Source organism: Celeribacter halophilus, assembly GCF_900114135.1.
GTDB lineage: Bacteria > Pseudomonadota > Alphaproteobacteria > Rhodobacterales > Rhodobacteraceae > Celeribacter > Celeribacter halophilus.
In genome coordinates, this window is sequence record NZ_FORY01000002.1 from 130,718 (window position 1) to 154,732 (window position 24,015).

At 58.1% G+C, this 24,015-nt stretch carries 23 protein-coding genes; 8 read left to right on the plus strand and 15 right to left on the minus strand.

The window, feature by feature from the left end:
• The first annotated feature begins 113 nt into the window (after window positions 1-113).
• On the plus strand, window positions 114-884 hold the full coding sequence (locus tag BM152_RS02370; RefSeq protein ID WP_066606034.1) for a DUF2189 domain-containing protein: 771 nt from the start codon (window positions 114-116) through the stop codon (window positions 882-884).
• 12 nt (window positions 885-896) lie between these two features.
• On the opposite strand, the gene BM152_RS02375 is transcribed toward BM152_RS02370, so the two are convergent.
• From BM152_RS02375 to BM152_RS02440, 14 genes are all read right to left on the minus strand, one after another.
• A complete protein-coding gene (locus tag BM152_RS02375; protein WP_066606035.1) occupies window positions 897-1,796 on the minus strand; it encodes a DMT family transporter in 900 nt (299 codons plus the stop codon).
• Window positions 1,797-1,856: 60 nt separating this feature from the next.
• Complete coding sequence (locus BM152_RS02380) at window positions 1,857-2,357, minus strand: hypothetical protein (protein WP_066606037.1); 501 nt, start codon at window positions 2,355-2,357, stop codon at window positions 1,857-1,859.
• A 118-nt stretch (window positions 2,358-2,475) separates the two neighbouring features.
• Window positions 2,476-3,018: a bactofilin family protein gene (locus BM152_RS02385; protein ID WP_066606039.1), complete on the minus strand. Its 543-nt coding sequence runs from the start codon at window positions 3,016-3,018 to the stop codon at window positions 2,476-2,478.
• Window positions 3,008-4,312 carry a M23 family metallopeptidase gene (locus tag BM152_RS02390; RefSeq protein ID WP_066606044.1) on the minus strand — a complete coding sequence of 435 codons (1,305 nt, stop codon included), beginning with the start codon at window positions 4,310-4,312 and terminating at the stop codon, window positions 3,008-3,010. Before BM152_RS02390 ends, BM152_RS02385 begins: the two co-directional genes overlap by 11 nt.
• Window positions 4,313-4,696: 384 nt before the next feature.
• Window positions 4,697-5,098 carry a hypothetical protein gene (locus tag BM152_RS02395; protein WP_066606046.1) on the minus strand — a complete coding sequence of 134 codons (402 nt, stop codon included), beginning with the start codon at window positions 5,096-5,098 and terminating at the stop codon, window positions 4,697-4,699.
• Window positions 5,098-5,484 carry a response regulator gene (locus tag BM152_RS02400; protein ID WP_066606049.1) on the minus strand — a complete coding sequence of 129 codons (387 nt, stop codon included), beginning with the start codon at window positions 5,482-5,484 and terminating at the stop codon, window positions 5,098-5,100. Before BM152_RS02400 ends, BM152_RS02395 begins: the two co-directional genes overlap by 1 nt.
• Window positions 5,484-6,401 carry a CheR family methyltransferase gene (locus BM152_RS02405; RefSeq protein WP_066606051.1) on the minus strand — a complete coding sequence of 306 codons (918 nt, stop codon included), beginning with the start codon at window positions 6,399-6,401 and terminating at the stop codon, window positions 5,484-5,486. Before BM152_RS02405 ends, BM152_RS02400 begins: the two co-directional genes overlap by 1 nt.
• Window positions 6,398-6,865, minus strand: coding sequence for a chemotaxis protein CheW (locus BM152_RS02410; protein WP_082715419.1), 468 nt, complete (start codon window positions 6,863-6,865; stop codon window positions 6,398-6,400). Before BM152_RS02410 ends, BM152_RS02405 begins: the two co-directional genes overlap by 4 nt.
• Before the next feature lie 4 nt (window positions 6,866-6,869).
• Window positions 6,870-9,164 carry a chemotaxis protein CheA gene (locus BM152_RS02415; RefSeq protein ID WP_066606053.1) on the minus strand — a complete coding sequence of 765 codons (2,295 nt, stop codon included), beginning with the start codon at window positions 9,162-9,164 and terminating at the stop codon, window positions 6,870-6,872.
• A gap of 10 nt (window positions 9,165-9,174) precedes the next feature.
• Window positions 9,175-9,540: a response regulator gene (locus BM152_RS02420; RefSeq protein ID WP_066606056.1), complete on the minus strand. Its 366-nt coding sequence runs from the start codon at window positions 9,538-9,540 to the stop codon at window positions 9,175-9,177.
• The gene (locus BM152_RS02425; protein ID WP_066606059.1) at window positions 9,537-9,818 is read right to left on the minus strand and encodes an STAS domain-containing protein; all 282 of its coding nucleotides are present in this window, start codon (window positions 9,816-9,818) and stop codon (window positions 9,537-9,539) included. Before BM152_RS02425 ends, BM152_RS02420 begins: the two co-directional genes overlap by 4 nt.
• A gap of 184 nt (window positions 9,819-10,002) precedes the next feature.
• Entirely contained in the window at window positions 10,003-10,977 is a 975-nt protein-coding gene (locus BM152_RS02430) for a glucokinase (protein ID WP_066606483.1), read from the minus strand.
• 4 nt (window positions 10,978-10,981) lie between these two features.
• Entirely contained in the window at window positions 10,982-12,331 is a 1,350-nt protein-coding gene (locus BM152_RS02435) for a GH1 family beta-glucosidase (RefSeq protein WP_066606061.1), read from the minus strand.
• 177 nt (window positions 12,332-12,508) lie between these two features.
• Window positions 12,509-13,540 (minus strand): substrate-binding domain-containing protein, encoded by a 1,032-nt coding sequence (locus BM152_RS02440; protein ID WP_066606063.1) that lies wholly within the window; start codon window positions 13,538-13,540, stop codon window positions 12,509-12,511.
• A gap of 351 nt (window positions 13,541-13,891) precedes the next feature.
• Here BM152_RS02440 and BM152_RS02445 point away from each other — a divergent pair, with 351 nt between their 5' ends.
• From BM152_RS02445 to BM152_RS02465, 5 genes are all read left to right on the plus strand, one after another.
• Complete coding sequence (locus tag BM152_RS02445; RefSeq protein WP_066606484.1) at window positions 13,892-15,160, plus strand: ABC transporter substrate-binding protein; 1,269 nt, start codon at window positions 13,892-13,894, stop codon at window positions 15,158-15,160.
• A 155-nt stretch (window positions 15,161-15,315) separates the two neighbouring features.
• Window positions 15,316-16,317 (plus strand): carbohydrate ABC transporter permease, encoded by a 1,002-nt coding sequence (locus BM152_RS02450; RefSeq protein WP_066606065.1) that lies wholly within the window; start codon window positions 15,316-15,318, stop codon window positions 16,315-16,317.
• Between the two features lie 12 nt (window positions 16,318-16,329).
• Entirely contained in the window at window positions 16,330-17,592 is a 1,263-nt protein-coding gene (locus tag BM152_RS02455; protein ID WP_066606068.1) for a carbohydrate ABC transporter permease, read from the plus strand.
• 15 nt (window positions 17,593-17,607) lie between these two features.
• Complete coding sequence (locus BM152_RS02460) at window positions 17,608-19,263, plus strand: alpha-glucosidase (RefSeq protein WP_066606071.1); 1,656 nt, start codon at window positions 17,608-17,610, stop codon at window positions 19,261-19,263.
• A gap of 21 nt (window positions 19,264-19,284) precedes the next feature.
• Entirely contained in the window at window positions 19,285-20,376 is a 1,092-nt protein-coding gene (locus tag BM152_RS02465) for an ABC transporter ATP-binding protein (RefSeq protein WP_066606074.1), read from the plus strand.
• 66 nt (window positions 20,377-20,442) lie between these two features.
• Here the strand turns inward: BM152_RS02465 and BM152_RS02470 are convergent, their stop codons facing one another.
• Window positions 20,443-21,192: an NYN domain-containing protein gene (locus BM152_RS02470; protein ID WP_066606078.1), complete on the minus strand. Its 750-nt coding sequence runs from the start codon at window positions 21,190-21,192 to the stop codon at window positions 20,443-20,445.
• A 187-nt stretch (window positions 21,193-21,379) separates the two neighbouring features.
• On the opposite strand from BM152_RS02470, the gene BM152_RS02475 reads away from it, so the two are divergent.
• Entirely contained in the window at window positions 21,380-22,372 is a 993-nt protein-coding gene (locus BM152_RS02475; protein WP_066606486.1) for a TDT family transporter, read from the plus strand.
• Window positions 22,373-22,556: 184 nt separating this feature from the next.
• Complete coding sequence (gene guaB, locus BM152_RS02480) at window positions 22,557-24,008, plus strand: IMP dehydrogenase (RefSeq protein WP_066606081.1); 1,452 nt, start codon at window positions 22,557-22,559, stop codon at window positions 24,006-24,008.
• Window positions 24,009-24,015: the final 7 nt, after the last annotated feature.

The window sequence follows — 24,015 nt, forward strand, 5'->3', positions numbered from 1 at the left end:
CAAGATTGCGTGGCCTCAACACACGAGTGAGGGCGCAGGACGCTTGACAGGGTGCGACATTTTGTCATCCAATCTCCTCCGGAGACCGGCACAAGACCGGCAGGGAGGGCAATATGACAGAGATGACAGCAGCAGCGGCGGCGCCGGTGCCGCATGTGGCGCGTTTGGGACTTGCGGATTTGCGTGCGGCATTACAGGCGGGCTGGCGGGATTACCGGCGGGCACCGGCCTTCGGATGTTTCTTTGCGGCGGTCTATGTGCTCATCGGGATCGGCTTTGTGTTGTTCGGCGCGGGCACTGTGCTCTGGACCTTCGCCTTTTCGCTGGCCTTCCCGTTGTTCGCCCCCTTCGCAGCCGTGGGGCTGTACGAGGTATCGCGGCGTCTGGATCGTGGCGGGGCGATGGACTGGTATAAGATCCTCGGCGTGGTGATTGCGGAAAAGGACCGGCAAATCCCGTGGATGGGGGCGATCATCGTTATCTATGTGCTGTTCTGGTCTTTCCTCGCCCATATGATCTTCGCGCTCTTTATGGGGCTGTCGGTGATGACCAATGTTTCAAGCTCTTATGATGTGTTCCTGACGCCCAATGGGTTGACCATGATGGCGGTGGAGCTTGGCGTGGGCGGCGTTCTGGCCTTTGTGCTGTTTTCCCTGACGGTGACTTCCCTGCCGCATCTTTTGGACAAGGAGGTGGATTTTGTCACAGCGATGCTCCTGTCCCTGCAAGTGGTGCGGCAAAATCCGGTGGTGATGCTGGTCTGGGCGGGTTTGATTGCCGTTGTGACGCTGGTGGCAATGGTGCCACTTTTCCTTGGGCTGTTCGTGGCGCTGCCGGTGCTGGGACATGCGACATGGCATCTGTATCGGCGCGCGCTTCCTTGAGAGGCCGTGGGGCTAGGTGCTTTTGCGTGCGCCTCTGGCCGTTAGCATCAACAAGACACCCGCGCCCACAATCACCGCCCCGCCTAGCAGTTCCAGCGCATCGGGCCGCTCGCCAAAGACCAGCGCGCCGAGCACCATGGCAAAGACAAGCCGCGTGTAGCGAAACGGTGTAACGACCGACAACTCGCCCATGCGCATGGCCATGGTGAGCGCGGTATAGGCGGCGACACCGACGAGACTTGCCATGATGATGAAGCCGAGGTCGCTTACCTGCGGTATGATCCAGTAGCCATCATAGACCGACAGGAGCAGACCGGACAGCAGCAGCGCGGCAAAGCCCGTCACGCCAAGCTGGGCGTAGGACAGCACGGGGGAGGCGGCGCGTGTGGCCAGATCACGCCCCGCAAAGCCGATCATCCCCAGAACCGCGAGAATGGAGAGCGGGGAAAATCCGTCGAGGCCGGGGCGGATCACCAGAAGTACGCCGAGAAAGCCCAATGCAATGAGCGCCCAGCGGCTCAGGCTGACCGGTTCGCGAAAGATCACCACTGCTGCTGCGGCGACCATGAGCGGCGTGGCTTGCAAAATCGCGGAAGTGGTGGACAGGGCGGTGAGTGCCAGAGACAGGGTGAAAAACACACGTCCCAGCACTTCGAACCCTGCGCGGATCACCATGACGCGCTCTGTCATCACCGGATGAAAGACCCGTTCGCGGCGCTGCCATGTTAGGCCCGCGAAGATCATCGTGCCCGCAAACCCGAAGAGCGTCAGGATTTGCCCCACGGGCATATGGGCCGCGGCCTGTTTGACGGCCATATCTTCCAGCGAAAAACAGAACATGGCGAGCACCATCAGGAGCGCGCCTTTGAGATTGCCCGCTTTCAGCGTGGCGAGATCAGGGGATAATGTCATGAGACCTCCGGAACGTGTGGCGCGACCATGGCGAAATGGGGCAGGGGAGGCAAGATGGCTCTAGGCCGGAAAATCCGCTTCGCCCAGCACTTGCATCTCCACCAGAGGCGGCACTGTGGTCACGACTTCGAGCACATGGTTGAGGGCTGCGACACAATAGTGATGCATCTTGTCGGCGTGGTAATCTTCGTAAACAGTCCACTCTTTCACGTGGCGCAGAAACACCGCAGAAGGGTTTTCTCGAAACAGGCTGGCGGGGGTCTTTTCGTCAAGCGCGGGGGCTTTTTCGGATTTGGAGAAGGTCTCGTCGGTGATCTTGAAGGAGACGTAATCTTCAAACCGCAGGGTGAAGCGGCGGGAGCCGGGGCGCACTTCGATCACGCGCGCCTTGCCAAGAAGGTCGTCGATCACGGAGTTGCCGCTCTTGAGCTGGTCGGGCTCTCCCTCGATTCCCTCGTCGAAAATCACCGTCAGACGGCGTTCATTCATCCGTCCCATGCGGAAGTCCGACAGGTAGAGGTTTTTGACTTTTTCAAGCTGGCGCAGGGCTTCGGCTGGCATGGGGGCTCCGGAATGTTCGGGCATACGATGGCGGAGCTTTGCCAAAGCGGCAAGCCAAATCAGATAAAGAAAAAGGCGACCGAAAGGCCGCCTCTGAACTTCGGGCTGTCGCGCCGGTTTATTCGCCTTTGGCGGCGGCGGTCGCTTTGGACACCGCGGCAGAGGATTGCGGCGAGCTGGTCGGCAGCGGTGTTTTTGCACCTGTGGCCAGCGGATCGTCGGCGCGTTGCACGGAGCCTTCGAAATGGGCGCCGGACTCGATGGCGATGGTCTTGTGGATGATGTCGCCTTCGACGCGTGCAGTCGATGTCAGACGCACTTTCAAGCCACGCACGCGGCCCACGATACGGCCATTGACCACCACATCATCCGCGATCACTTCGCCTTTGATCATCGCGGTTTCTCCCACGGTCAGGAGGTGTGCACGAATATCGCCTTCGACGGTGCCTTCGATCTGGATGTCGCCGGAGGTTTTGAGATTGCCGGTCACGGTCAGGTCCGAAGACAGCACGGAGGCCGGCGGCTTCGGTTTCGACGCGGGGGCGGCGAAATCGGGTGCCGGAGATTTCGGCATGGCGGGCTTGGCGGCCGACGCCTCTGGTTTCTTGACGTCCTCGCCCTGTTTCGGGCCAGGTTCGTTGATTCTGCTTTTAGAAAACATCACGGGCTGCCTTAATGTAAGTCATCGGATCAACGGCCTTGCCTTGAACACGAATTTCATAATGAAGATGCGTGCCGGTGGAGTGGCCGGAATTTCCCATAGCACCTATTTGCTCGCCACGCGAGACCCTTTGCCCGACTTTCACCAATATTTGCGACTGGTGTGCGTAGCGTGTCTCGATGCCGAACTCGTGCTGGATCTTGACCAGACGCCCGTAGCCCGACTGCCAACCGGCAAATGTGACTACCCCGTCGGCGGTCGCGTAAATCGGTGTGCCATAGGCGGAGGCGAAGTCTTGCCCTTTATGCATCCGGCCCCAGCGCGGCCCGAAAGGGGAGGTCATGCGGAAGGCGTCTTTGAGCGGGAGTGAGAACGGCGCTTTTTGCGCGGCGATCCGGTAGAGGTTCAACTGGTCCATCTTGTTGATGATCGCATTGGCGCGCATCGAATCCGGATCAACTATCCCGCCCTTGGTCGAGAATGTGATCGGCGTGAGGGGGCCACCCTGACCGGAATACCCTTTTTTCACGGTTTCGATCAGTTGGTCGGGGTCCATGCCCGCAGATTTGAACATCTTGTCCAGCGGGGCCACAGAGATCGTGACTGCATCTTCCAACTGGGTGAAAATTCTGTCGTTTTTCTCTTCCATCAGCTTCAGATCGGTTTCGAGAGCTTCGGCCATTTTCATAGCTTGGCTTGCGGAAACGACCATTTCGTCGCGCTCACTGGCCGTGTCGGACAGAGCGTTGGCCAACACGTCAACTGTTGCTTCGGCTTCAAGCGCGCTCATGCCGTTTTTGCCGCCGGTTTCGCCGTTCAACTGGGCAAGGAGTTCTGTCTTGTCGGCCTCTGCGGTGTCGCGGGCCTTGAGCGCCTTGCGGAGATTGGCTTGAACGACCTCGACGCCTTTTTCCAGTTCGCGAACCCGTTCTTCGGAGGCGAGAAGCTGTGACTGCATAACGGAAATCTGTTCCAGCGCTGTCGTAAAACGCGCTTGGGCTGCGGCGGCTTCCTCGGCGCGCATGTCGCGCTCATGAGCAAGTTCCGCCACGCGGTTCTCGAACAACACCAGATCCCGGTTCGCCTGATCGCGGAGATTTCCGGAACCGATACTGTCCATCAGGATGATTGCGGTGGCGATGATCAGCCAGGCGGCAAACACCGTTGAGCCGGTGAAGGCGATGAGCTGGGTGAGCGGGCTGATCCGCATATAGCGGGTGTCATTATCTGACCGCAGAAACACCCGGCGTTCCGGGAAGCTGCGCTCAAGCATATGGTTGAGCTTATTTGTCATGGCTTGGCGAAAACCGTCCTCAATGTCATCCCTCGTCCGCTTGGCAGTCTCATGATCCGGTTGACCCTGTGGGGCGGCGCGGATTTACTTATTAACCTTGTGCAGGCCACACCCGTCTGATGCAGTGCCTTGGCCTGCCCCTGCAAGCGGTTGCTCCTCTGTTAGCCGAGCCTGTGCAGCGGGGCAACGCTTTTGCCCCCAACTTCGGCATCTGCGCATAATACAAGCGAAATTCCTCTTTGAATGGGCGGTTTTCTGCTTATGTTAGCGGTCACATTCTGGGCGCAAGTCGTGGATATGTTCGAGATTTGATCCATGGAATATTTCTTTGGTGATGTCGTCTATAGGCTGTGTTGTGCCTTTCAGGATGGGTTTTCTATTTTTTTAGAACCAGGCAACGTCGCCGGAATCTTCCTCCGACAAGGCGAAGGGGGCATCTATATTGTCGAAGAGCTTGTGCGCGAGGTGACGAAGCCGAATGACCTCGTCTAGCGGCTTTATGGGGACCGGTGCGGTCCCTGATTGCATGGCAAGATGGCCGAGCACACGCTGGAGGTCGTCAAGGGTTTGGTGTAGACGGTCAAGCGCTTGAAGACTTCTTTGGACTGCCGGGGACAGTGATTTGGCCTCTGTGAGTGCGGGGCCGAGCGCGATTTGAACTTCGGCGGCGAGCATGACAAGTGCGATCATTTCGTCCTGGATACGTTTGCTCAACGTATCCAGTGAAATCACGGCTTGCCCATTTGCGTCGTTGTCAGGCTGGATGCCTTCGGATTGGGGTGTCATCAGAGTTTGCCCACGATCGCTTCAATTGCGGCTTTCAGCCCCTCAGGATTAAAAGGCTTTTTGAGGAAGTTATTCATTCCAAGCCGTTTCCCCATGTCGATAATTTCACGATCCGCACGTCCGGTGATGAGAAGAAAGCCGACGCCACGCGTTGGACCATTGGAGCGCAGAGCGTGTAGCAGTTGCAGCCCGTCCATTCCCGGCATGTTATAGTCGGAAATGACCAGGTGAACGGGGGAGGTTGCGAGTTTCTGGAGGGCTGATGGTCCATCTGCCGCACTTGCGACATTTCTGATTCCGTATGAATCCAGAGCGTTCGTTATAAGGCCACGACTTGTGGACATATCATCAACGACCATGACACGGATTTGATCTCGAAGTGCCATTAGACTAGTCCTTTACTTTCATATGCACCGATCGGTGCGGAGGGCGAGATGGGGTGATGGGTTCGGTATGTGGTTACGCCGGAATTTTCAAAAAGCGGAGCGACATTTTCATGGAGCCTCTCGGAATGTCCGAGCATGAGCCACCCCCCTGTTTCCAGAACGTTCGCAAAGCGTTTATAAAGGCGAATTTGCGCTCGTTCATCAAAGTAAATGACAACATTTCGGCAGAAGATTGCGTCAAACTTTCCATGCATGGGCCAAGGTGCGTGAAGATTTAGTTGTCGGAAGGTTATAAGTTTTTTTACTTCCGGCTTGATCGTCAGTGTTTCTTCTCCATTCAGCAGGCTTTTTGTAAAAAACCTTGTGATAGTTTCATTTGTAAGCCCTGTGATGAGTGATCCGGAATATTGACCACTTTGGGCCCGGCCCAGCACTTCGGGATCGATATCCGTCGCCAGAATTTTCAAATCTTCCTTTGTTAGTTCAGGCGCGTTTTTCAGGATGGTCATGGCAATCGAGTAGGGCTCTTGTCCGTTAGAACAGCCCGCAGACCAAATTCTGACCTTTCCACCTTCTGCCACCTTCTGTTTGAACTTGGGGATCATCGTTGTTGAGAGATATTCGAAATGATGGTTTTCGCGGAAGAAATGCGACACGTTTGTTGTTAATGCCGAAACAAAGCTGTCCAGTTCCGCACGGTCTTGAGACGTTTCCAGGATATTCAGATACTCCTCAAAGCTGGAAAGCTTTAACGCACGAAGTCGGCGTGTCAGGCGGGACGTCACCATGGAAACCTTGGAGGGGGCCAAAACAATACCTGCTTCACGCTCTGCGATTTTGGCAATGCGTGAAAAGGCATGGTTTGAAATTGCATTCGCGATTTCAGGGCGCTCGGTTATGGTAGATAGCTCCTTCAAGCGACCTCCTCGCCTTGGGGGGGCATAACAGCTTCAAGGTCCAAAATTCGAATCATCCGGCCATCGACGATTGTTAGTGCTGAGACAAATGTCCGGGCTTCATCGGCGGTAAGGTCTGGCGGCGGCTGCATTTCCTCAGATGGAATGGCGAGTATGTCAGATACAGCGTCAACCATCAGACCGGCGGTACGTTCGCCAAGATCTACAACGATAATGACATTGCGTTCAGTATCTTCTCCGGTTTGAAGGCCGAGACGGGCCGATAGATCAATGATGGGAAGAACTGTACCGCGCAGATTGATGACACCTTTCACGAATGAAGGGGCGTGCGGCAGGGAGGTTGCCCTGGCTGATCCGCGTATTTCGCGAACGGACATAATATCTACTGAATAGTCTTGCCCGCCTACTCGGAAGGACAGGAGCTCGATCGAAGTGGAGTCGTTCTGTTTTTCGATGTCAGTCATGATTTTATCCTACGAGTAATTGCTGTGGCTGACGGACGCGGGTGCGACCGGTGGCCTGTCCAACCAGATCGGTCGGGTCGAGAATAAGAGCGATTTGCCCATCACCCAGGATGGTGGCCGCAGCAATTCCCGGAACGCGGCCGTAGCTGCCTTCAAGTCCTTTGATGACGACTTGACGCTGGTCTTCGATGGAATCGACTGCGAGTGCGGCTCTGTTTCCATCCTCCTGACCAATGAGGAGAACAGTCCCGCCAACATAGCTGTCTTGCGGGGTGCGGTAACCGAGTTCTGCGCCGAGATCGAGCAGGGGGACGAAACCGCCGCGAATTTGGACGACATGCGTTTCCGGTCCGAGGGCGGTGAGGTCCTCGTCTGTGAGTGTGAGTGTCTCCAGAATGGCGTTTAATGGCACTACAAGTGTTTCACCTGCCACACGGACAACCATGCCGTCCAGAACGGCGAGCGTCAGAGGCAAGGAAATGGAGAAAGTCGTGCCTTTCCCTTCCTGGGATGTGATGTTGATCCTTCCGCCGAGCGCTTGGATCGAGCTTTTCACGACGTCCATGCCGACCCCACGCCCCGATAGATTGGAAACCTCGGCGGCGGTTGAGAAACCGGGCAGGAAGAGCAAGTTGTCGATATCGCTATCGCTGAGCTGTGCGTCCGCGGGAATAAGGCCCTTTTGGATGGCTTTTTCTTTGACGCGTTCACGGTTGATCCCGCCGCCATCGTCCGTGACTTCGATTACAATTCTACCGGAGCGGTGTTGGGCTGTCAGTGTCACGTGGCCTTCGCGGCTTTTGCCGGCTTCCAGACGTTTTTCTGTGCTTTCAAGTCCATGGTCCACAGCATTGCGGATCATATGGGTCAGCGGGTCCGCCAGCCGCTCGATGACGGTTTTGTCGACCTCTGTATTTTCGCCATCGGTGCGCAGACGCACCTCCTTGCCAACAGAGGCGGAGGCTTCCCGCACGATGCGTCCCATGCGTTGGAATAGGGATTTGATCGGCTGGGCGCGGATCATCATGACCGATTCCTGAATGTCTCGGGTCAGCTGTAGAAACTCTTCCAGACCGGTAGAGACCGGAGAGTTCGGAGGGAGACCAGCCTCTGCGACGGATTGGCTGAGCATGGCTTGATTGATCACAAGCTCTCCGACAAGGTTTACCAGCCGATCAATGCGCTCCAGATCCACTCGAACAGTAGCGCGGGGCTGTGTCGGGGTTGCCGCTGCTTTCGCTTGTGTGGACTGTTCGTCTTTTGCTTCTCCCAACTTCTTTGTGGTGTCTTTAGTTGCAGAGGGCTTTGCGGCATCAACGCGCGTTGATGCTGCGTTTTCCGGAAGGCTGGGGGCCGTTTCAACCTGCGGTGGTGGAGATATCTCTGGCGCGGGGGAGATCGGAGTATGCTCTGAGGAGGACGTGCCGTCCTGATCACCCGTCAGGGCATTGATTTCCAACAGGCAAAGCCCGTCTACAAATTCAAATACTTCGCGAACGGCCTGTTCCGGCTCTTCCGTGTGGATGGTCATGTCCCATGAAAGGTGACCTGTGTCGGGGTTGAGGCTGTCGAGTTGTGGCAGGTCTTCGCAGTGGCAAATGACTGAAATATCGCCAAGATCACGCAGCGCGCGGAACAGATACAGGGGTTCATTGCCGGAGGCATAGAGCGCATCTTCCGGTTTGAATTTGACAGAAAACCCTTTGCATTCAGGTTCTGCCATCGGGGGTATATCTGTGTCCGGCGCGGGAACGGGCATGTCCAGTGCGGGCAATGCGTCATCGGCAGCATCTGTGGAGGGCAGGGCGCTCACATCAGGAAGCTCAGGCAAGTCCGGCAAGGTGCCTCCGTCACCAAAGTCGAGCGACAGCGTGGCTGGGGTGAAGTCGAGGTCTTCCTCCTCTTCCTCTTCGAGCCCGACGAGCTTGTCGAGGTTTTCCAGAACCGGACCGGTGATGCCATCATCCACCTGATCACCATCTCGCGCGGCACGCACCAGATCGGCCAGAATGTCGGCGCAGGCAAAGAACAGGCGAATGGCCTCGGCATCCGGAGAGAACCGGCCTGCGCGGACTTCGTCCATGGCGGTTTCGAACCGGTGGGCGAAATGAACCAGATCATCGAGACCAAAGGCGCCCGCGCCCCCCTTGATCGAGTGAACAGCGCGGAAGACGATGTTGATCGTTTCAGAGTCGGTATCGCCATCATCCATGAGTTGAAGACCATCCTGAAGGCTTTCCAGGAGCTCTTCACATTCAATGAAGAAGGAGGCGCGAATTTCTGCCATTGGGTCGGACATGGGGAACCTCTTAACCAGCCACCATTTGCAGGGCTTTGACGAGTTTTGCGGGATCGAACGGTTTCACGATCCAGCCGGTTGCGCCTGCGGAACGTGCCTTTGCCTTGAGTTCGGCGGCGCTTTCTGTTGTGAGCACGAGAATTGGGATGCGGCTCCATTTCGGCTCGGCGCGGACGGCGTTGATAAAACCGAAACCATCCATGCGTGGCATGTTGATGTCGGTGATAATGACGTCGGGATTCAGGTCTTTGAGAACCTCGAGGCCATGAATGCCGTCTTCGGCGAGGTGGGCGGTAAAGCCCGCAGACGACAATGCAAGGTTGAGCATGTCGCGCATGGTGCGGCTGTCGTCGACCGCAAGAACTTCCAAACTCATGTCCAGACCTCCGGTTGAGTGAGGGTTTCCGGGGTGAAGCCAAAGAGGCTGAGCATATCCACACAGCCGTCGGAGGCATTCGCCAAGCGGGTTGTCTGACCCCGCGCTGCGCGTTGTTTCACGGCGGCAAGGATCACTTGCAGGGGAAGGGTGCCGAGATGGCGCAGGTTTCCTGCATCAATCACCAGATCATCGTCTGTAATCGCTTTGAGTTCTTCCATGAGGGGCATCACGGACTGGTAGTCGAGCCGGTCATGGAGTTGCACATGTGTTGTCATGTCAGTGCTCCGGGGTTTCGGCAGGGGTGAGGCATCTCGATTTTCCCTTACATCTGCGTTCTCTCGGACCTGTGTAAGGGAAGGGGAGTTAAAACGAGGTTACGCGCCGGAAAATTTGTTCCGGACAAAAGAAAACCCTCGCCGGTGAAGCGAGGGATTTGAAATTCATTAATATTTCAGGTAGTTACGGGTATAGGTGATGCATGTGAGAGGCGCATCCCGTGAGCGCGGCAAAGTCGTCTTCGATGATGGAAACCGAAAAATTCTTCATAAAACCGGCAAACCGGCCCTTGTCGCGGAAGGCCTCGGAAAACCCGAAACGCTCAAGATAGGGCGCGATGTGACGGGCCACACCGCCTACCAGATAGACCCCGCCGAAGGGCAGTTGCACCAGAGACAGGTTGCCGACGACCCGCCCGAGAATCTTGACGAAGAGCTGTGCGGCCTGCGTGGCGCGCGGGTCGTCTCCGGCCTCGACGGAGGCCATGATTTCGGCGGCGGATTTTTCGAAAGCCTCGCCGGCTTCGGTCCCCAAAAACAGGTAAACGCGCTCCAGACCACGACCGGAGAGCACATCTTCGACAGCGGGGAAGCCGTGGGCGGTCTCGACGAACTGGCACAGGGCCAATTCGTGTTCGTCGCGGATCGGCAGGTTGGCGTGGCCACATTCGGACGGCGCGACAAGGCGACCTGCACCGGTTTCAAACACGGGGGCCGCATTGAAGCCTGTGCCAATGCCGACCACGAGGCGTGCGGCGTGCGGAGCGGGCTCTGGCGCATCGATCACCGGACGGATGTTGCTTTCGTCCACAAGACCCAAGGCATGGCCCTGCGCTTGAAGGTCATTGAGAATGGCGACATGCTCGGCCTGACAGGCGCGGCGCAGGGTGTCGCTGTCGATGGTCCAGTCGAGATTGGTCATGGTGCCCACACCGTCCCGCACAGGACCGGCTACGGCCACACAGGCCCCCTTGCAATCGACGTTGCCCTCTTCCTCGATATATTGCCGGAGCACCGTTTCCAGACCGGGAAACTTGCGGTTGGAATAGCGCCGGATCGTATCGGGCAGAAGCGTGATGCCATCGGCCAGAGCCACGCGCGTATTGGTGCCCCCGATGTCGGCCACGAGGGTGAGGGTGTCGGCGGGATGGTTGGGCATCATGTCAGGTCCGTGCAATCAGGTCTTTGAGCATGTGATACGAGGCTTTGGGGGTGCGTTTCAATGTTTCAAAATCCACATGCACCATGCCGAAACGCCGTTCGTAGCCGAAAGCCCACTCATAGTTGTCCAGAAGCGACCAGTAGAAAAAGCCTTGCAGGTTCACCCCTTGCTCGATGGCCTTGTGCATTGCGGCCAGATGGTCGGTGATATAGGCGCAGCGTTCCGGATCGTTCACGACGCCGTTGCGCAGATGGTCGTCCCATGCCATGCCGTTTTCGGTCACCATAACCGGCAGATCGCCCACATAGTTTTCTTTGAGCTTCACCAGCAGGGCGCGCAGCCCTTCGGGGCAGATCTCCCAGCCCATCTGGGTGGTGGCAAGATGGCCTTGCGCGGGTTTGGTGTGCGGCCACGGGCTTTCCGCGTCATGGGCGACAAGCTGGCGAAAGTAGTAGTTGACGCCGAGCCAGTCGAGCGGTTGCGAGATGTCTTTTGCGAGATCGTCTTGCCAGCCTTTCGGCAGATGCGGCTCAAGCCCATCGAGCGCCTCTTGCGGATACCGGCCCTTGCTGACCGCCTCGATGAACCAGCGGTTGTTGGTCGCGTCTTGGGTGACGGCGGCCTGAATGTCTTTGGGATCGTCGCTGGCCGGTTGGGTGTGTTCGAAATTGATGACAATGCCGAGGTTGTCACGCCCTCTGGCACGCAGACGGCTGACGGCCTCGCCATGGGCCTTGAGCACATAGTGCATGGAGCGGGCAGCGGCGCGGATGTCGCGGCGGCCGGGTGCGTGATGGCCAAGAAAATGCGAAAGATATGAGACACACCACGGTTCGTTGATCGTGGCGATCGAGGCCATGCGGTCACCGATCCGGTCATCCACGACCTCTGCGAAATCACCAAACCACAGATGCACATCCGGGTTGGTCCAGCCGCCCAGATCGGCCAGCGCGGCGGGCATTTCCCAGTGATAGAGCGTCAGATGCGGTTCGAGGCCGCGCTCGAGAATGGCATCGGTCAGCCGGTCGTAATAATCCAGCCCCTCGCGGTTCACTGCGCCCCGACCTTCGGGGATGACCCGCGCCCAGCTTGTCGAGAACCGGTAGGCGTCAAAACCGCCATCCTTGAGCAGGTCCATATCCTCGCCATAGCGATGGTATTGGTCGCAGGCCAGTGCCCCGTCTTCGGCGCGCAGCACATTTCCGGGGGTCGCGGCGAAGGTGTCCCAATGGGTCACACCGGCATTGCCGAACTTGTGGCCTTCGACCTGATAGGCGGCCGTTGCGGCACCAAAGCGGAAACCGTCGGGAAAGTCTTTTCGGGTCAGACGGGGGAGCGGGCGGTTTGTCATGGGGCCTCCGTATTCGGTAGCGCTAACGATTTGGGCCGGTGGGCGCGTGGCTGCGTTGGAACCGGCGGGGTGATGGGGTCTCTCTTAACGTCGAAGGACTGGATCGGGCAAGATCAAAGCGCTTTGGCTGTGCGGTTTGAAGAAATAAAACGCGCGGGTGAGGGCTGGGGCGTGGTGTCAGCGCTTCGGGGCGGGGCCTGTCGTGTGACCGATGATTAACTCCGCATCCAACAGCGTATGACGCAAGGGGCGTTGCGGGTTGGAGATTTGCTCCATTAACATTTCCGCGCAAATCCGCCCCGCCATGCGCACGGAGGAGCGGGTGGCCGTATAGATCGGCTCGGTCGACCCGTTGCGTAGATAGGAGAGGTCATCATCATGCACGATCAGGGACACGTCTTTGCCGATTTTGAGACCCGCCGCATCCAAAGCACGGCGCACACCAAAGCCGACGATGATTGACGAGGCCAGAAGGGCGGTGGGCGGTTCGTCTAGGGCAAGCATCTCTGCGGTTGCCTTGAACCCGTATTCTTCTGTCATTTCACCGGAATAACAGAGCATCAGGTCTTCCTTGATGCCGACGGCGTCCAGCGCGGTGCGATAGCCGATCCGGCGTTTCGCGGCGAAATCCATGCTTTCCAACCCGTTCAAAAGCCCGATGCGCCGGTGTCCGAGATCAATCAGAAAATGCGTGGCGCGTTCAAAGGCGCGGGTGTTGTTCATATCGACCCAGCAATAATCATCCTCGGTCGCGCTGCCGCTGCGACCATGCACGACAAATGGCATGCCGATGTCTTGCAAAAGCGCGATTCGCGGATCGTTGGCCTTCGGACCATGCACAATCACCCCGTCGACGGACCCTTTGGCGGCAATCTTGCGATAGGCTTCGGATTCGTTGCTGTCGGGGACAATGGACAGAATCATATCGTAATTTTCACGCGAATAGATTTCCGAGGCCCCCGCGACGAAATCGGTAAACACCGGATTTACCACCTCATGTTCGGTGGACAGCGGGATGACGTGGCCGACGGCATGGTTCTGCCCTGTGGCCAAGCCGCGTGCGCGGGTGTTTGGGGTGTAGTTGTGTTTTTTGGCCGCTTTCAGCACCTTTTCCCGGGTTAGTTCCGAGACTTCGGGATAGCCGTTCAGGGCCCGCGAGACTGTGGTCTGGGACAGGCCGAGCAGGGTGGAAAGCTCTTTGAGGTTCATGTCTGACCCTTTTATTTATGCACACTGGGCAGAAGGTTGCATGTAATTTTCACACAGGTTAGCCGCGGGCAAGGGGCGAGGTAAAGCCTCTTTGCGCAGGTAGAGCAGTTCGCTGCGTTTCGAAATTCCGTTTGCGTCGAGGTGCTCCTGTGAACACGGGGCTTGTGGTTCGGGATGTTTCTTGCGGTTCGCAAGGCCCGGTTTGATCCTGATCATTGACTCTGGTGGCCTCATGGGAGAGGGTTGCGCGTGTGCCAAAGCGCTTTGAGGTTGCCGGAACTATTTGATTTCCGGACTTGTTGCGTTAGGATTCCTTTGCCCATGTCTGGGTATGAAAACTGGGAGGTTTACATGAAAAAGACACTTATGACCGGCGCAGCAACTGTTGCTTTGTGCGCGGCAGGCGCGCAGGCGCAGGATTTGACCATCGCCGGGCCGTGGATCGGCGCCGACCAGGAAATGGTTGAAGAGGTGCTGGCCGTTTTTGAAGAGCAAAGCGGCCTTGATGTCGCCTATGTCGGATCCGACAGCTTTGAACAGCAGATCGTGATCGACGCCGAAGCGGGCTCTGCTCCCAATATTGCGGTTTTCCCGCAGCCGGGTCTGGCTGCTGAAATGGCTGGCCGCGGTTTTCTCACGCCGCTTGGCGAGGATGTCGCCGATTGGGTGCGCGAAAACTATGCAGCAGGCCAGTCTTGGGTGGATCTCGGCACCTATACCGGCCCTGACGGGGAAGATGCGCTTTACGGATTTTTCTACAAGGTCGATCTGAAATCTCTCGTCTGGTATGTGCCGGAAAACTTCGAAGATGCGGGCTATGAAGTGCCCGAAACCATGGAAGAGCTGAAAGCGCTCACCGAACAGATCGTCGCCGATGGCGAGGTGCCGTGGTGTATCGGTCTGGGGTCCGGTGCGGCGACCGGTTGGCCGGCGACGGATTGGGTCGAAGACCTGATGCTGCGCACGCAACCGCCGGAAGTCTATGACGGCTGGGTCACCAACGAGGTGAAATTCGACGATCCGCGTGTGGTGGAAGCCATCGAGGAATTCGGCTGGTTCGCACGCAATGACGCTTTTGTCTCCGGCGGGGCAGGCTCCGTGGCCTCTACCGATTTCCGCGACAGCCCGAAAGGTCTCTTTACCTCACCGCCGCAGTGCTACTTGCACCGCATGGCTTCCTTCATCCCGTCCTTCTTCCCCGAAGGCACGGAAGTGGGGGAAGATGCCGATTTCTTCTACTTCCCGTCCTATGAGAGCAAAGACCTCGGCAGTCCGGTTCTGGGCGCAGGCACGCTTTGGGCGATCACCAATGACACACCGGCGGCGCATGAGTTCATCAAGTTCCTCGAAACTCCGGTGGCCCATGAGGCATGGATGTCGCAAAAAGGCTTCCTGACACCGCATAAAGGGGTCGATACCTCGAAATTCGGTGATCCGGCCACTGCCGCGATGAACGACATCCTGCTGAACGCAACCACCTTCCGCTTTGACGCATCCGACCTGATGCCGGGTGGTGTGGGCGCAGGGTCGTTCTGGACCGGTATGGTGGACTACACCGGCGGGAAATCTGCCGAAGATGTCGCCGCGTCCATTCAGGACTCTTGGGACGCGCTGAAATAAACGCAGTCTCTTTACACAGCCGCTCTTCGGGCCTTCGGGTCCGGAGGGCTTTCGCATCTTTGCATCTGCCATTTTGCCCTGACCAGAGCGCATAGGGCGCGTGGGATGCACTGAAAGGCCACAGGCCGTTTAGCGGCGCGAGAAGGGGAATACATATGCATCCTGCAGTTCAGGGACTTCTGACCATTGCGATCGGCGTCGGGGCCTGCATCAGCTATTTCTATTTTTCCAATATAATTCTCGACAAGCTGATCTTTCCCGCGCGTGGCCCGCATGCGGGGCGGAACATCAACCGTGCGAACCTTGTGCGGCCTTGGTTGTTCCTGTTTCCGGGGCTTGCCGCCTTGGGGCTCTATCTGGCCTATCCGGTGTTCGAGACCCTGCGCCTGTCGCTCACCGATCGCGATCTGGGCGGGGCCTATGTGGGGTTAGAGAACTACCGCAAAATGGCGGATGATCCGAAGTTCTGGGAGGCCATGCGCAACAACGCTTTCTGGCTTCTGGTGGTGCCTGCCGCTTCGACCGCAATGGGGTTGATCGTGGCGCAGCTCACCGACCGTATCCGTTGGGGTGCGATTGCCAAGTCCCTGATTTTCATGCCAATGGCGATTTCCTTTGTCGGCGCGGCGGTGATCTGGAAACTGGTCTATGACGCGCGGCCCTTGGGCACGGAGCAGATCGGTATTCTCAATGCGATCTATCTGGCCTTGGGGGGAGATCAGCCGATGAACTGGCTGACCATTCCGTTCTGGAACAACTTTTTCCTCATGGTAGTTCTGATCTGGATTCAAACCGGCTTTGCCATGGTGATCCTGTCCGCCGCCCTGCGCGGCGTGCCGGAAGAAACCATCGAAGCGGCCATCGTGGACGGGGCCAACCCGTTCCAGATTTTCTTCAAAATCAAAGTGCCGCAGATCATGGGCACTATCGTTGTGGTGTGGACCACGATCACCATCACCGTGCTCAAGGTCTTCGACATCGTCTTCGCCATGACCAATGGCCAGTGGGAGACGCAGGTGCTTGCCAACTACATGTATGACCAACTGTTCCGTGCCCGCGACTGGGGTGTCGGGTCGGCGGCGGCGATGGTGATTATGCTGTTGGTGACGCCGATCCTTGCGTGGAACGTCTACAACGCGCGCAAAGAGATGAAATAAGGGAACCGGATCATGGACAATATCGTTGGCAAGAAACCGGCTCTCATCTGGGCGACCCATATCTCGGTCGCGGTGCTGGTGTTCCTCTGGCTGTTCCCGACCGTCGGGCTGTTTGTGTCGTCCTTCCGCACGGGTGACCAGATTGCCAGTTCCGGCTGGTGGAAGGCGCTGTTTCCGCAAGAACAGAACACGATGATCCGCACGGCAAGTTCGGACACGCAGAAGCAGATCGACGGGAATTATGTGATCGAGGGCAACCTCTTTGCCGAAGAGGGTGATGCGCAGGGGGAGATTTCCGTCTGGGGCACCTCGTCGCGCAATATTGGCGTCTATACCCCCGGTGACACTGCCGATCTGGGCGAGGACGGGATGCTGACGGTCGAGGCCAACGGGGATTACCGGCTTGTCAATGACACGGAATTCACCGGCTCGCGCGGGGAACGCGTCTTTCTGACCGCCAAAACACCGCCGTCTTTCACGCTCGACAATTACCGCACGGTGCTGTTTTCCGGCAAGGCGACGGACAAGATGGGCAAGGCCTTTCTCAACACCTTCACTGTCACCATTCCGGCCACGGTGATCCCGATTCTGATCGCCGCCTTTGCCGCCTATGCGCTGGCGTGGATGGATTTCAAAGGCCGTGCTTTCCTGATCGCGGTGATCGTCGGGCTGCTCGTCGTGCCGCTGCAACTGGCGCTCATTCCGCTTTTGAGTTTCCACGGGACGGTGGTCGAATGGTTCATCGCCCTTGTCGGCACTCCGATGGAAGACAACGCCCGGCGCTTTGCTGAAGTGGGCTGGCTTGGACGGCTGTTCGGTTTTGCGCCGGGGGATACGATCAACTCGAAAGGCTATCTGGGCGTCTGGGCCGCGCATACGGGCTTTGGCCTGCCGCTGGCGATCTATCTGCTCAGAAACTACATGGTCGGCCTGCCGAAAGACATCATCGAAAACGCCCGAGTGGACGGCGCGACGGATTTCCAGATTTTCACCAAGATCATCCTGCCGCTGTCCTTCCCCGCGCTGGCCTCTTTCGCGATTTTCCAGTTCCTCTGGACGTGGAACGATCTGTTGGTGGCGCTGGTGTTCCTGATCGACAGTTCCGGCGAGACCACCGTGATGACGCGCCAGATTGTCGAGCTTCTGGGCACGCGCGGCGGCAATTGGGAAATCCTTGCAACGGCGGCTTTCGTGTCGATCGCCGTGCCGCTGACCGTCTTCTTCTTTATGCAGAAATACCTCGTGCGCGGCCTGTTGGCCGGGTCCGTGAAATAACAAAAGAGCAAAGCCATGAACGCAACTCCTTCCTCCCCCGCGCCGTTCACCCGTGAAAAAGACTGGTGGCGCGGTGCCGTCATTTACCAGATCTACCCGCGCTCCTATCAGGACAGCAATGGCGACGGGATCGGTGACCTTCTGGGCATCGTCCAACGCCTGCCTTACATCGCTTCGCTCGGCGTGGATGCGATCTGGATTTCGCCGTTTTTTACCTCTCCGATGAAGGATTTTGGATATGACGTCGCGGATTATTGCGATGTGGACCCGATGTTCGGCTCTCTGGCGGATTTCGATGCGGTGATCGACACGGCCCACGGGCTTGGGGTCAAGGTGATGATCGACCTCGTTCTGAGCCACACCTCCGACCAGCATCCGTGGTTTGTCGAAAGCCGCAAAGACCGGACGAACCCGAAGGCCAACTGGTATGTCTGGGCGGATGCGAAACCCGATGGCACACCGCCGAACAACTGGCTGTCGATCTTTGGCGGATCGGCCTGGCAATGGGATGCAGGACGGATGCAGTATTATCTGCACAACTTCCTGACCGAGCAGCCGGATCTGAACTTCCACGAACCCGAAGTGCAACAGGCGCTGCTCGAAGTGGCGGAGTTCTGGCTGCATCGCGGGGTGGACGGGTTCCGCCTCGATACGATCAACTTCTACACCCATGATGCGGAACTGCGTGACAACCCGCCTCTGGCTCCGGAAGAGCGTCAGGCCAAGACTGCCCCTGCGGTGAATCCCTACACTTGGCAAAACCACATCTACGACAAATCCCGTCCCGAGAACCTTGAGTTCCTGCGCAAGCTGCGTGCGGTGATGGAGCCGTTCAATGCCGCTGCTGTGGGCGAGGTGGGGGATGACCAGCGCGATCTGGAAATCCTTGGTGAATATACTGCAGGCGATGATCTGATGCATATGTGTTATGCCTTTGATCTGCTTTCGGGCGATACGCCGACGCCAGCCTATATCAAAGAGGTGATGGACAAGGTGGCCGAGGTTGCGGCGGATGGTTGGGCCTGTTGGGCCTATTCCAACCATGACGTAGTGCGGCATATGTCGCGCTGGCATCTCGATGCGATGGGGGCACGCGCATTTACCACGCTGTTGATGTGCCTGCGCGGCTCGGCCTGTATCTATCAGGGCGAAGAGCTTGGCCTGCCGGAAGCCGAGGTGAGTTTCGAGGATTTGCAAGATCCCTATGGCATCCAGTTCTGGCCCGAATTCAAAGGCCGCGACGGCTGTCGCACGCCGATGGTTTGGGAGCGCTCGCAACATCACGGCGGTTTCTCGACCGCCGGTCAGACATGGCTGCCGGTGAGCCCGGATCACTACCCGCTGGCCGTGGCCCAGTCCGAATATGATCCCGGATCGATCCTGCACCATTACCGCCGTGCGATAGCGTTCCGCCACGCGCATAAGGCGCTCAAGACGGGCACGATGGAGGACATGCATGTGAATGGCTCCTGTCTGGTCTTTACGCGCAAGAATGACGAAGAAGAGCTGTTCTGCGCCTTCAACCTGTCGGATCAACCGGCCACGCTGGAGGCGCCAAAAGGTGACTGGCATCAGGTCGGCAGCGAATTGAACTCCGCCTCCCCGATGGAGGATGGTAAACTGCATCTGGGCCCGTGGCAGCCAGCGATCATGCTGCGCGAAAAGGTCTAAAGGGGCGAGGGAAGAAAGAGAATGGCAGATCTGAAACTGGAAAATGTCGGCAAGGTGTATGGCGGCAAGGTCGAAGTCCTCAAGGACATCAACCTCGACATCAAAACCGGCGAGTTGATCGTCTTTGTCGGCCCCTCGGGGTGCGGCAAATCTACGCTTTTGCGGATGATTGCTGGGCTGGAAAGGATTTCCGGCGGCACGTTGGAAATCGACGGGGAGCGGGTCAATGATGTGCCCCCCGCACAGCGCGGCATTGCCATGGTGTTCCAGACCTATGCGCTTTATCCGCATATGACGGTTTACGACAACATGGCCTTCTCTCTCAAACTTGCCAAAAAGTCGAAAGCCGAGATCAAGGAGGCGGTGATGCGGGCCGCCCATATCCTGCAACTCGAAGATTATCTTGATCGTCTGCCCAAGGCGCTGTCGGGCGGTCAGCGTCAGCGGGTCGCCATCGGGCGTGCCATCGTGCGCAATCCGAAGGTCTATCTCTTCGACGAGCCGCTCTCCAACCTCGATGCCGCCTTGCGGGTCGCCACCCGTCTGGAGATCGCCCAGCTCAAGGAGTCGATGCCTGACAGCACGATGATCTATGTGACCCACGATCAAGTCGAAGCCATGACGCTTGCGGACCGGATCGTCGTTCTGGCCAACAAGGGCATCGCACAGGTCGGCAGCCCGCTTGATCTCTACGAGCGGCCCGACAATGAATTCGTGGCACAGTTTATCGGTTCGCCCTCAATGAACCTGTTGCCCGGCGTGATCATCGAAACCGGCGCACAGACCAAGGTGCAGGTGGAGGGCGAGGGCATTGCCACTTCCGCCATTCCGACCAAGCCTGAGGATATGGGCCGCAAGGTCAATGTCGGGGTGCGCCCCGAAGATATGCATCTGGCCGAGGGCGAGGCGATTGTCGACGGGGTGGTCGATGTGGTCGAGGCTCTGGGTGAGGTGACCTTGCTCTATTTCGTGGCTGAACGCGGCAACGAGCCCTTGATCGCCAAACTTCCGGGGATTCACGCGGGGTTGAAAGGCAACACCGTCAAACTCTCTGCCCCGCCGGAAAAGGTGCATCTGTTTGCCGATGGCATTTCCATGCGGCCCAAGGACTAAGACAGCGAAAAGACCGAGACAGTGAAAAAGGCTCCCTTGCGGGGGCCTTTTCCTTTTGCTCAAGGCTTAGTCGAGGCGGCGCACCATAAGCTGGTTGCCGTCACCGCGCTTGATCTCGAAGAGTTTCAGCGAGGCAATCAGATCGCTCAGCTTGCGCTTGCCATAGCTGCGCGTGTCGAAATCGGGCTGCGCGGCGGTGATATATTGCCCGATCTGCCCCAATGTGACCCATTCGTCATCGGCATTGATCGCATCCATCGCACGGATCACCAGTTTGGTCGGGTCTTCGAGCGGGGCTTCCTGTTCCGGCGCGGGTCCGGACTTCGCAGGTGCGTTCTGAGCCGGTTTCGCGGCGGGTTTGGCTTGCTCGGGCAGCAGGTTTTCCACATAGATAAACCGTTTGCAGGCTTTCACAAACGCCGCCGGTGTCTTGCGCATCCCCATGCCGAAGACATCAAGCCCTTGCTCGCGGATGCGGCTGGCCAGTCGGGTGAAATCACTGTCCGAAGAAATCAGCACGAATCCGTCAAACCGGCCGGAGTGCAAAATATCCATCGCATCAATCACCAAGGCAATGTCCGACGAGTTCTTGCCCGTGGTGTTGGAAAACTGCTGATGCGGCACAATCGCCATCGCGGCGAGCTTGTCCTTGTTCCAGCCCTGCGGCGCGGAGCCGGAAAAGTCCCCGTAAATCCGTCGGATACTGGCCTCTCCTAATGTTGCGATCTCTTCGAACATCGCTTCGGCATATTTGGCGGAAATATTGTCCGCGTCGATCAGGACGGCCAGAAGGGGTGGTTTGGTGGGATGTGCCATATCAGCGGCCTCTCAAATATATGTCAGGTCTGTTGCCTCCGATATAGATCACCCGTCGGAGTCACACCAGACAGGCTGTGGCGCAGCTCGCAACAGAGGCCGCGACATTGCGCCCGCGAGGAAAGGCTTTCACGGCGCAGGGTAGGGTGGTATTCAGGTTTTGAAATATATCTTTGAAGGTCTGACAATGTCCGAACCCCGCATCATGCCGAAACCCTTCAACGCCCCGCCGATGGGGCTATGGCGCGCCACGCCGCCTGCGATCTTTCCGCCGATCCTCGGGCTTCTGGGGATAGGGCTTGGCTGGCGCAACGCGGCCAGAGTCCTGCCCGCTCCGGATTGGATCGGAGAGATGGTTTTGGGCGCTGTGTCCTTGCTCTATCTCTTTGCGCTGGTGGCCTATTTCGCTAAGGTGGCCCGCCGTTTCGGGGTCATTTTTGACGATGCCAAAATCCTTCCCGGTAGGGCGGGGCTGTCTGCCATGACTGCCTCGGGCTTTCTCTTCGCCGCTGTGATGGTGCCTTACAGCACAGGCTTTGCAACTGCCGTGCTGTTTCTGGCGCTTCTGGGGCATGGTTTTGTGGCCTTTGCCATCATTCGGGGCATGGTTCACGGTCCGGCGGAACAGCGCCGCGTCACCCCCGTGTGGCATCTCTCCTTCGTCGGCTTCATCATCGCGCCTCTGGCGGCTGTACCCTTGGGCTACACGGGCCTGTCCCAACTGATCTTTGCGCTGACCCTGCCGGTTGCCATTGCGATCTGGAGCATCTCTGCCGTGCAATTCGTGCGCGCGGATGTGCCGCCGCCACTGCGCCCGCTTCTGGCGATCCATCTGGCGCCCGTGGCACTCTTCGGTATCGTTGCCACGCTTCTGGGCTATGGGACGATTGCCATCGGCTTTGCCTGGATCGGGGTTGCGGCGCTGGTCGTCTATCTGGTCGCGATCCGCTACCTGACCAAGGCGGATTTTTCCGCGCTCTGGGGCGCATTCACATTTCCGCTTGCGGCTTTCGCGAACCTGATGTTCGCCGCAGCCACATTGGCACCGACACCGTTTCGCCTCATTGGCGGGCTGGAACTGGTCGCGGCAACACTGGCGATCACCTATATCGCCGTGAAAATCATGCAAATCTGGAGCCGAGGCAAACTGTCCAAAGCCACCAACGCGGCCACGGCCTGAGTCTCCTTTGCTGCTAAAAATACTCGAAAAGGGCCGCCTCACGCACGAGCGCGGCCCTTGATTTGCAGCCTTCTATCAACCGCTTTGACGTGACAGTTGCATGAAATCCGCAAAACGCCCTTTCCTTACGGCAACATCCATGTAATAGGGACGTGCCAAACCGTATCCCCCATGGAGAGACCTGATGGAGATTCGCGAGGCGCTTACCTTCGATGACGTATTGCTTGTTCCGGCTGCATCTTCTGTGCTGCCGTCAACGGCGGACACGAAAACATTCGTGACCAAAGCCATCCAGTTGAACATCCCTTTGATGTCTTCTGCGATGGACACCGTGACAGAGGCCCGTATGGCCATTGCCATGGCACAGGCGGGGGGCGTGGGTGTGATCCACAAGAACCTCGATATCGAGAAACAATCCATCGAAGTGCGCCGCGTCAAACGGTTCGAGAGCGGGATCGTTTACAATCCTGTAACCCTCACCGCAGACCAGACCATCGCGGATGCCAAGGCGCTCTGCGCCCAGTATAATTTCACCGGCTTTCCCGTGATCGACGAAAAGCGCCGCGTTGTGGGGATTGTCACCAACCGCGACATGCGTTTCTCCACCTCCGACGACACACCGGTGTCTCAGGTGATGACCACGAAAAACCTCGCCATCCTGCAAGAGCCCGCAGATCGCGACGAAGCTATCTCTCTCATGAAAGCCCGCCGGATCGAAAAGCTTCTGGTGACGGATGCCAATGGCCATCTGACCGGCCTTCTTACCCTCAAAGACACCGAACAGGCCGTTTTGAACCCGTCGGCCTGTAAGGACGATCTTGGACGCCTTCGGGTGGCGGCGGCGACCTCTGTGGGGGATGCGGGCTTTGACCGTTCCGCCGCTCTGGTCGATGCCGGTGTGGACATCATCGTGATTGACACGGCGCATGGTCATTCCAGCGGTGTGATCGACGCCGTGGCCCGCGCCAAGAAAGAATTCGGCGACAAGGTCCAGATCATTGCGGGCAACGTGGCCACAGGTGAGGCGACCAAAGCGCTCATCGGTGCGGGCGCGGATGCGGTCAAGGTCGGGATCGGTCCGGGCTCCATCTGCACCACGCGCATGGTCGCGGGTGTCGGCGTGCCGCAGCTCACGGCCATCATGGATTGCGCCAAAGCCGCAGGCGATGTGCCTGTGATTGCGGACGGCGGGATCAAATTCTCCGGTGATTTCGCCAAGGCCATCGCCGCAGGGGCCTCTTGTGCGATGGTCGGCTCGATGATCGCGGGCACGGATGAAAGCCCGGGCGAGGTGATCCTCTATCAGGGCCGCTCGTTCAAATCCTATCGCGGCATGGGCTCGCTCGGCGCGATGGCGCGTGGCTCTGCGGATCGGTATTTCCAGAAAGACGCCGCCTCCGACAAGCTCGTGCCCGAAGGCATCGAAGGTCAGGTGCCTTACAAAGGCCCTGTGGGCACAGTGTTGCACCAGATGGTCGGTGGTCTTCGCGCGGCTATGGGCTATACCGGCTGCGCCACCGTGGCGGAGATGCGCACGAACTGCAACTTCACCAAGATCACGGGATCGGGCCTCAAAGAGAGCCACGTCCATGACGTGCAGATCACTCGTGAGTCCCCGAACTATCGCATCGGTTGAGCCGGAA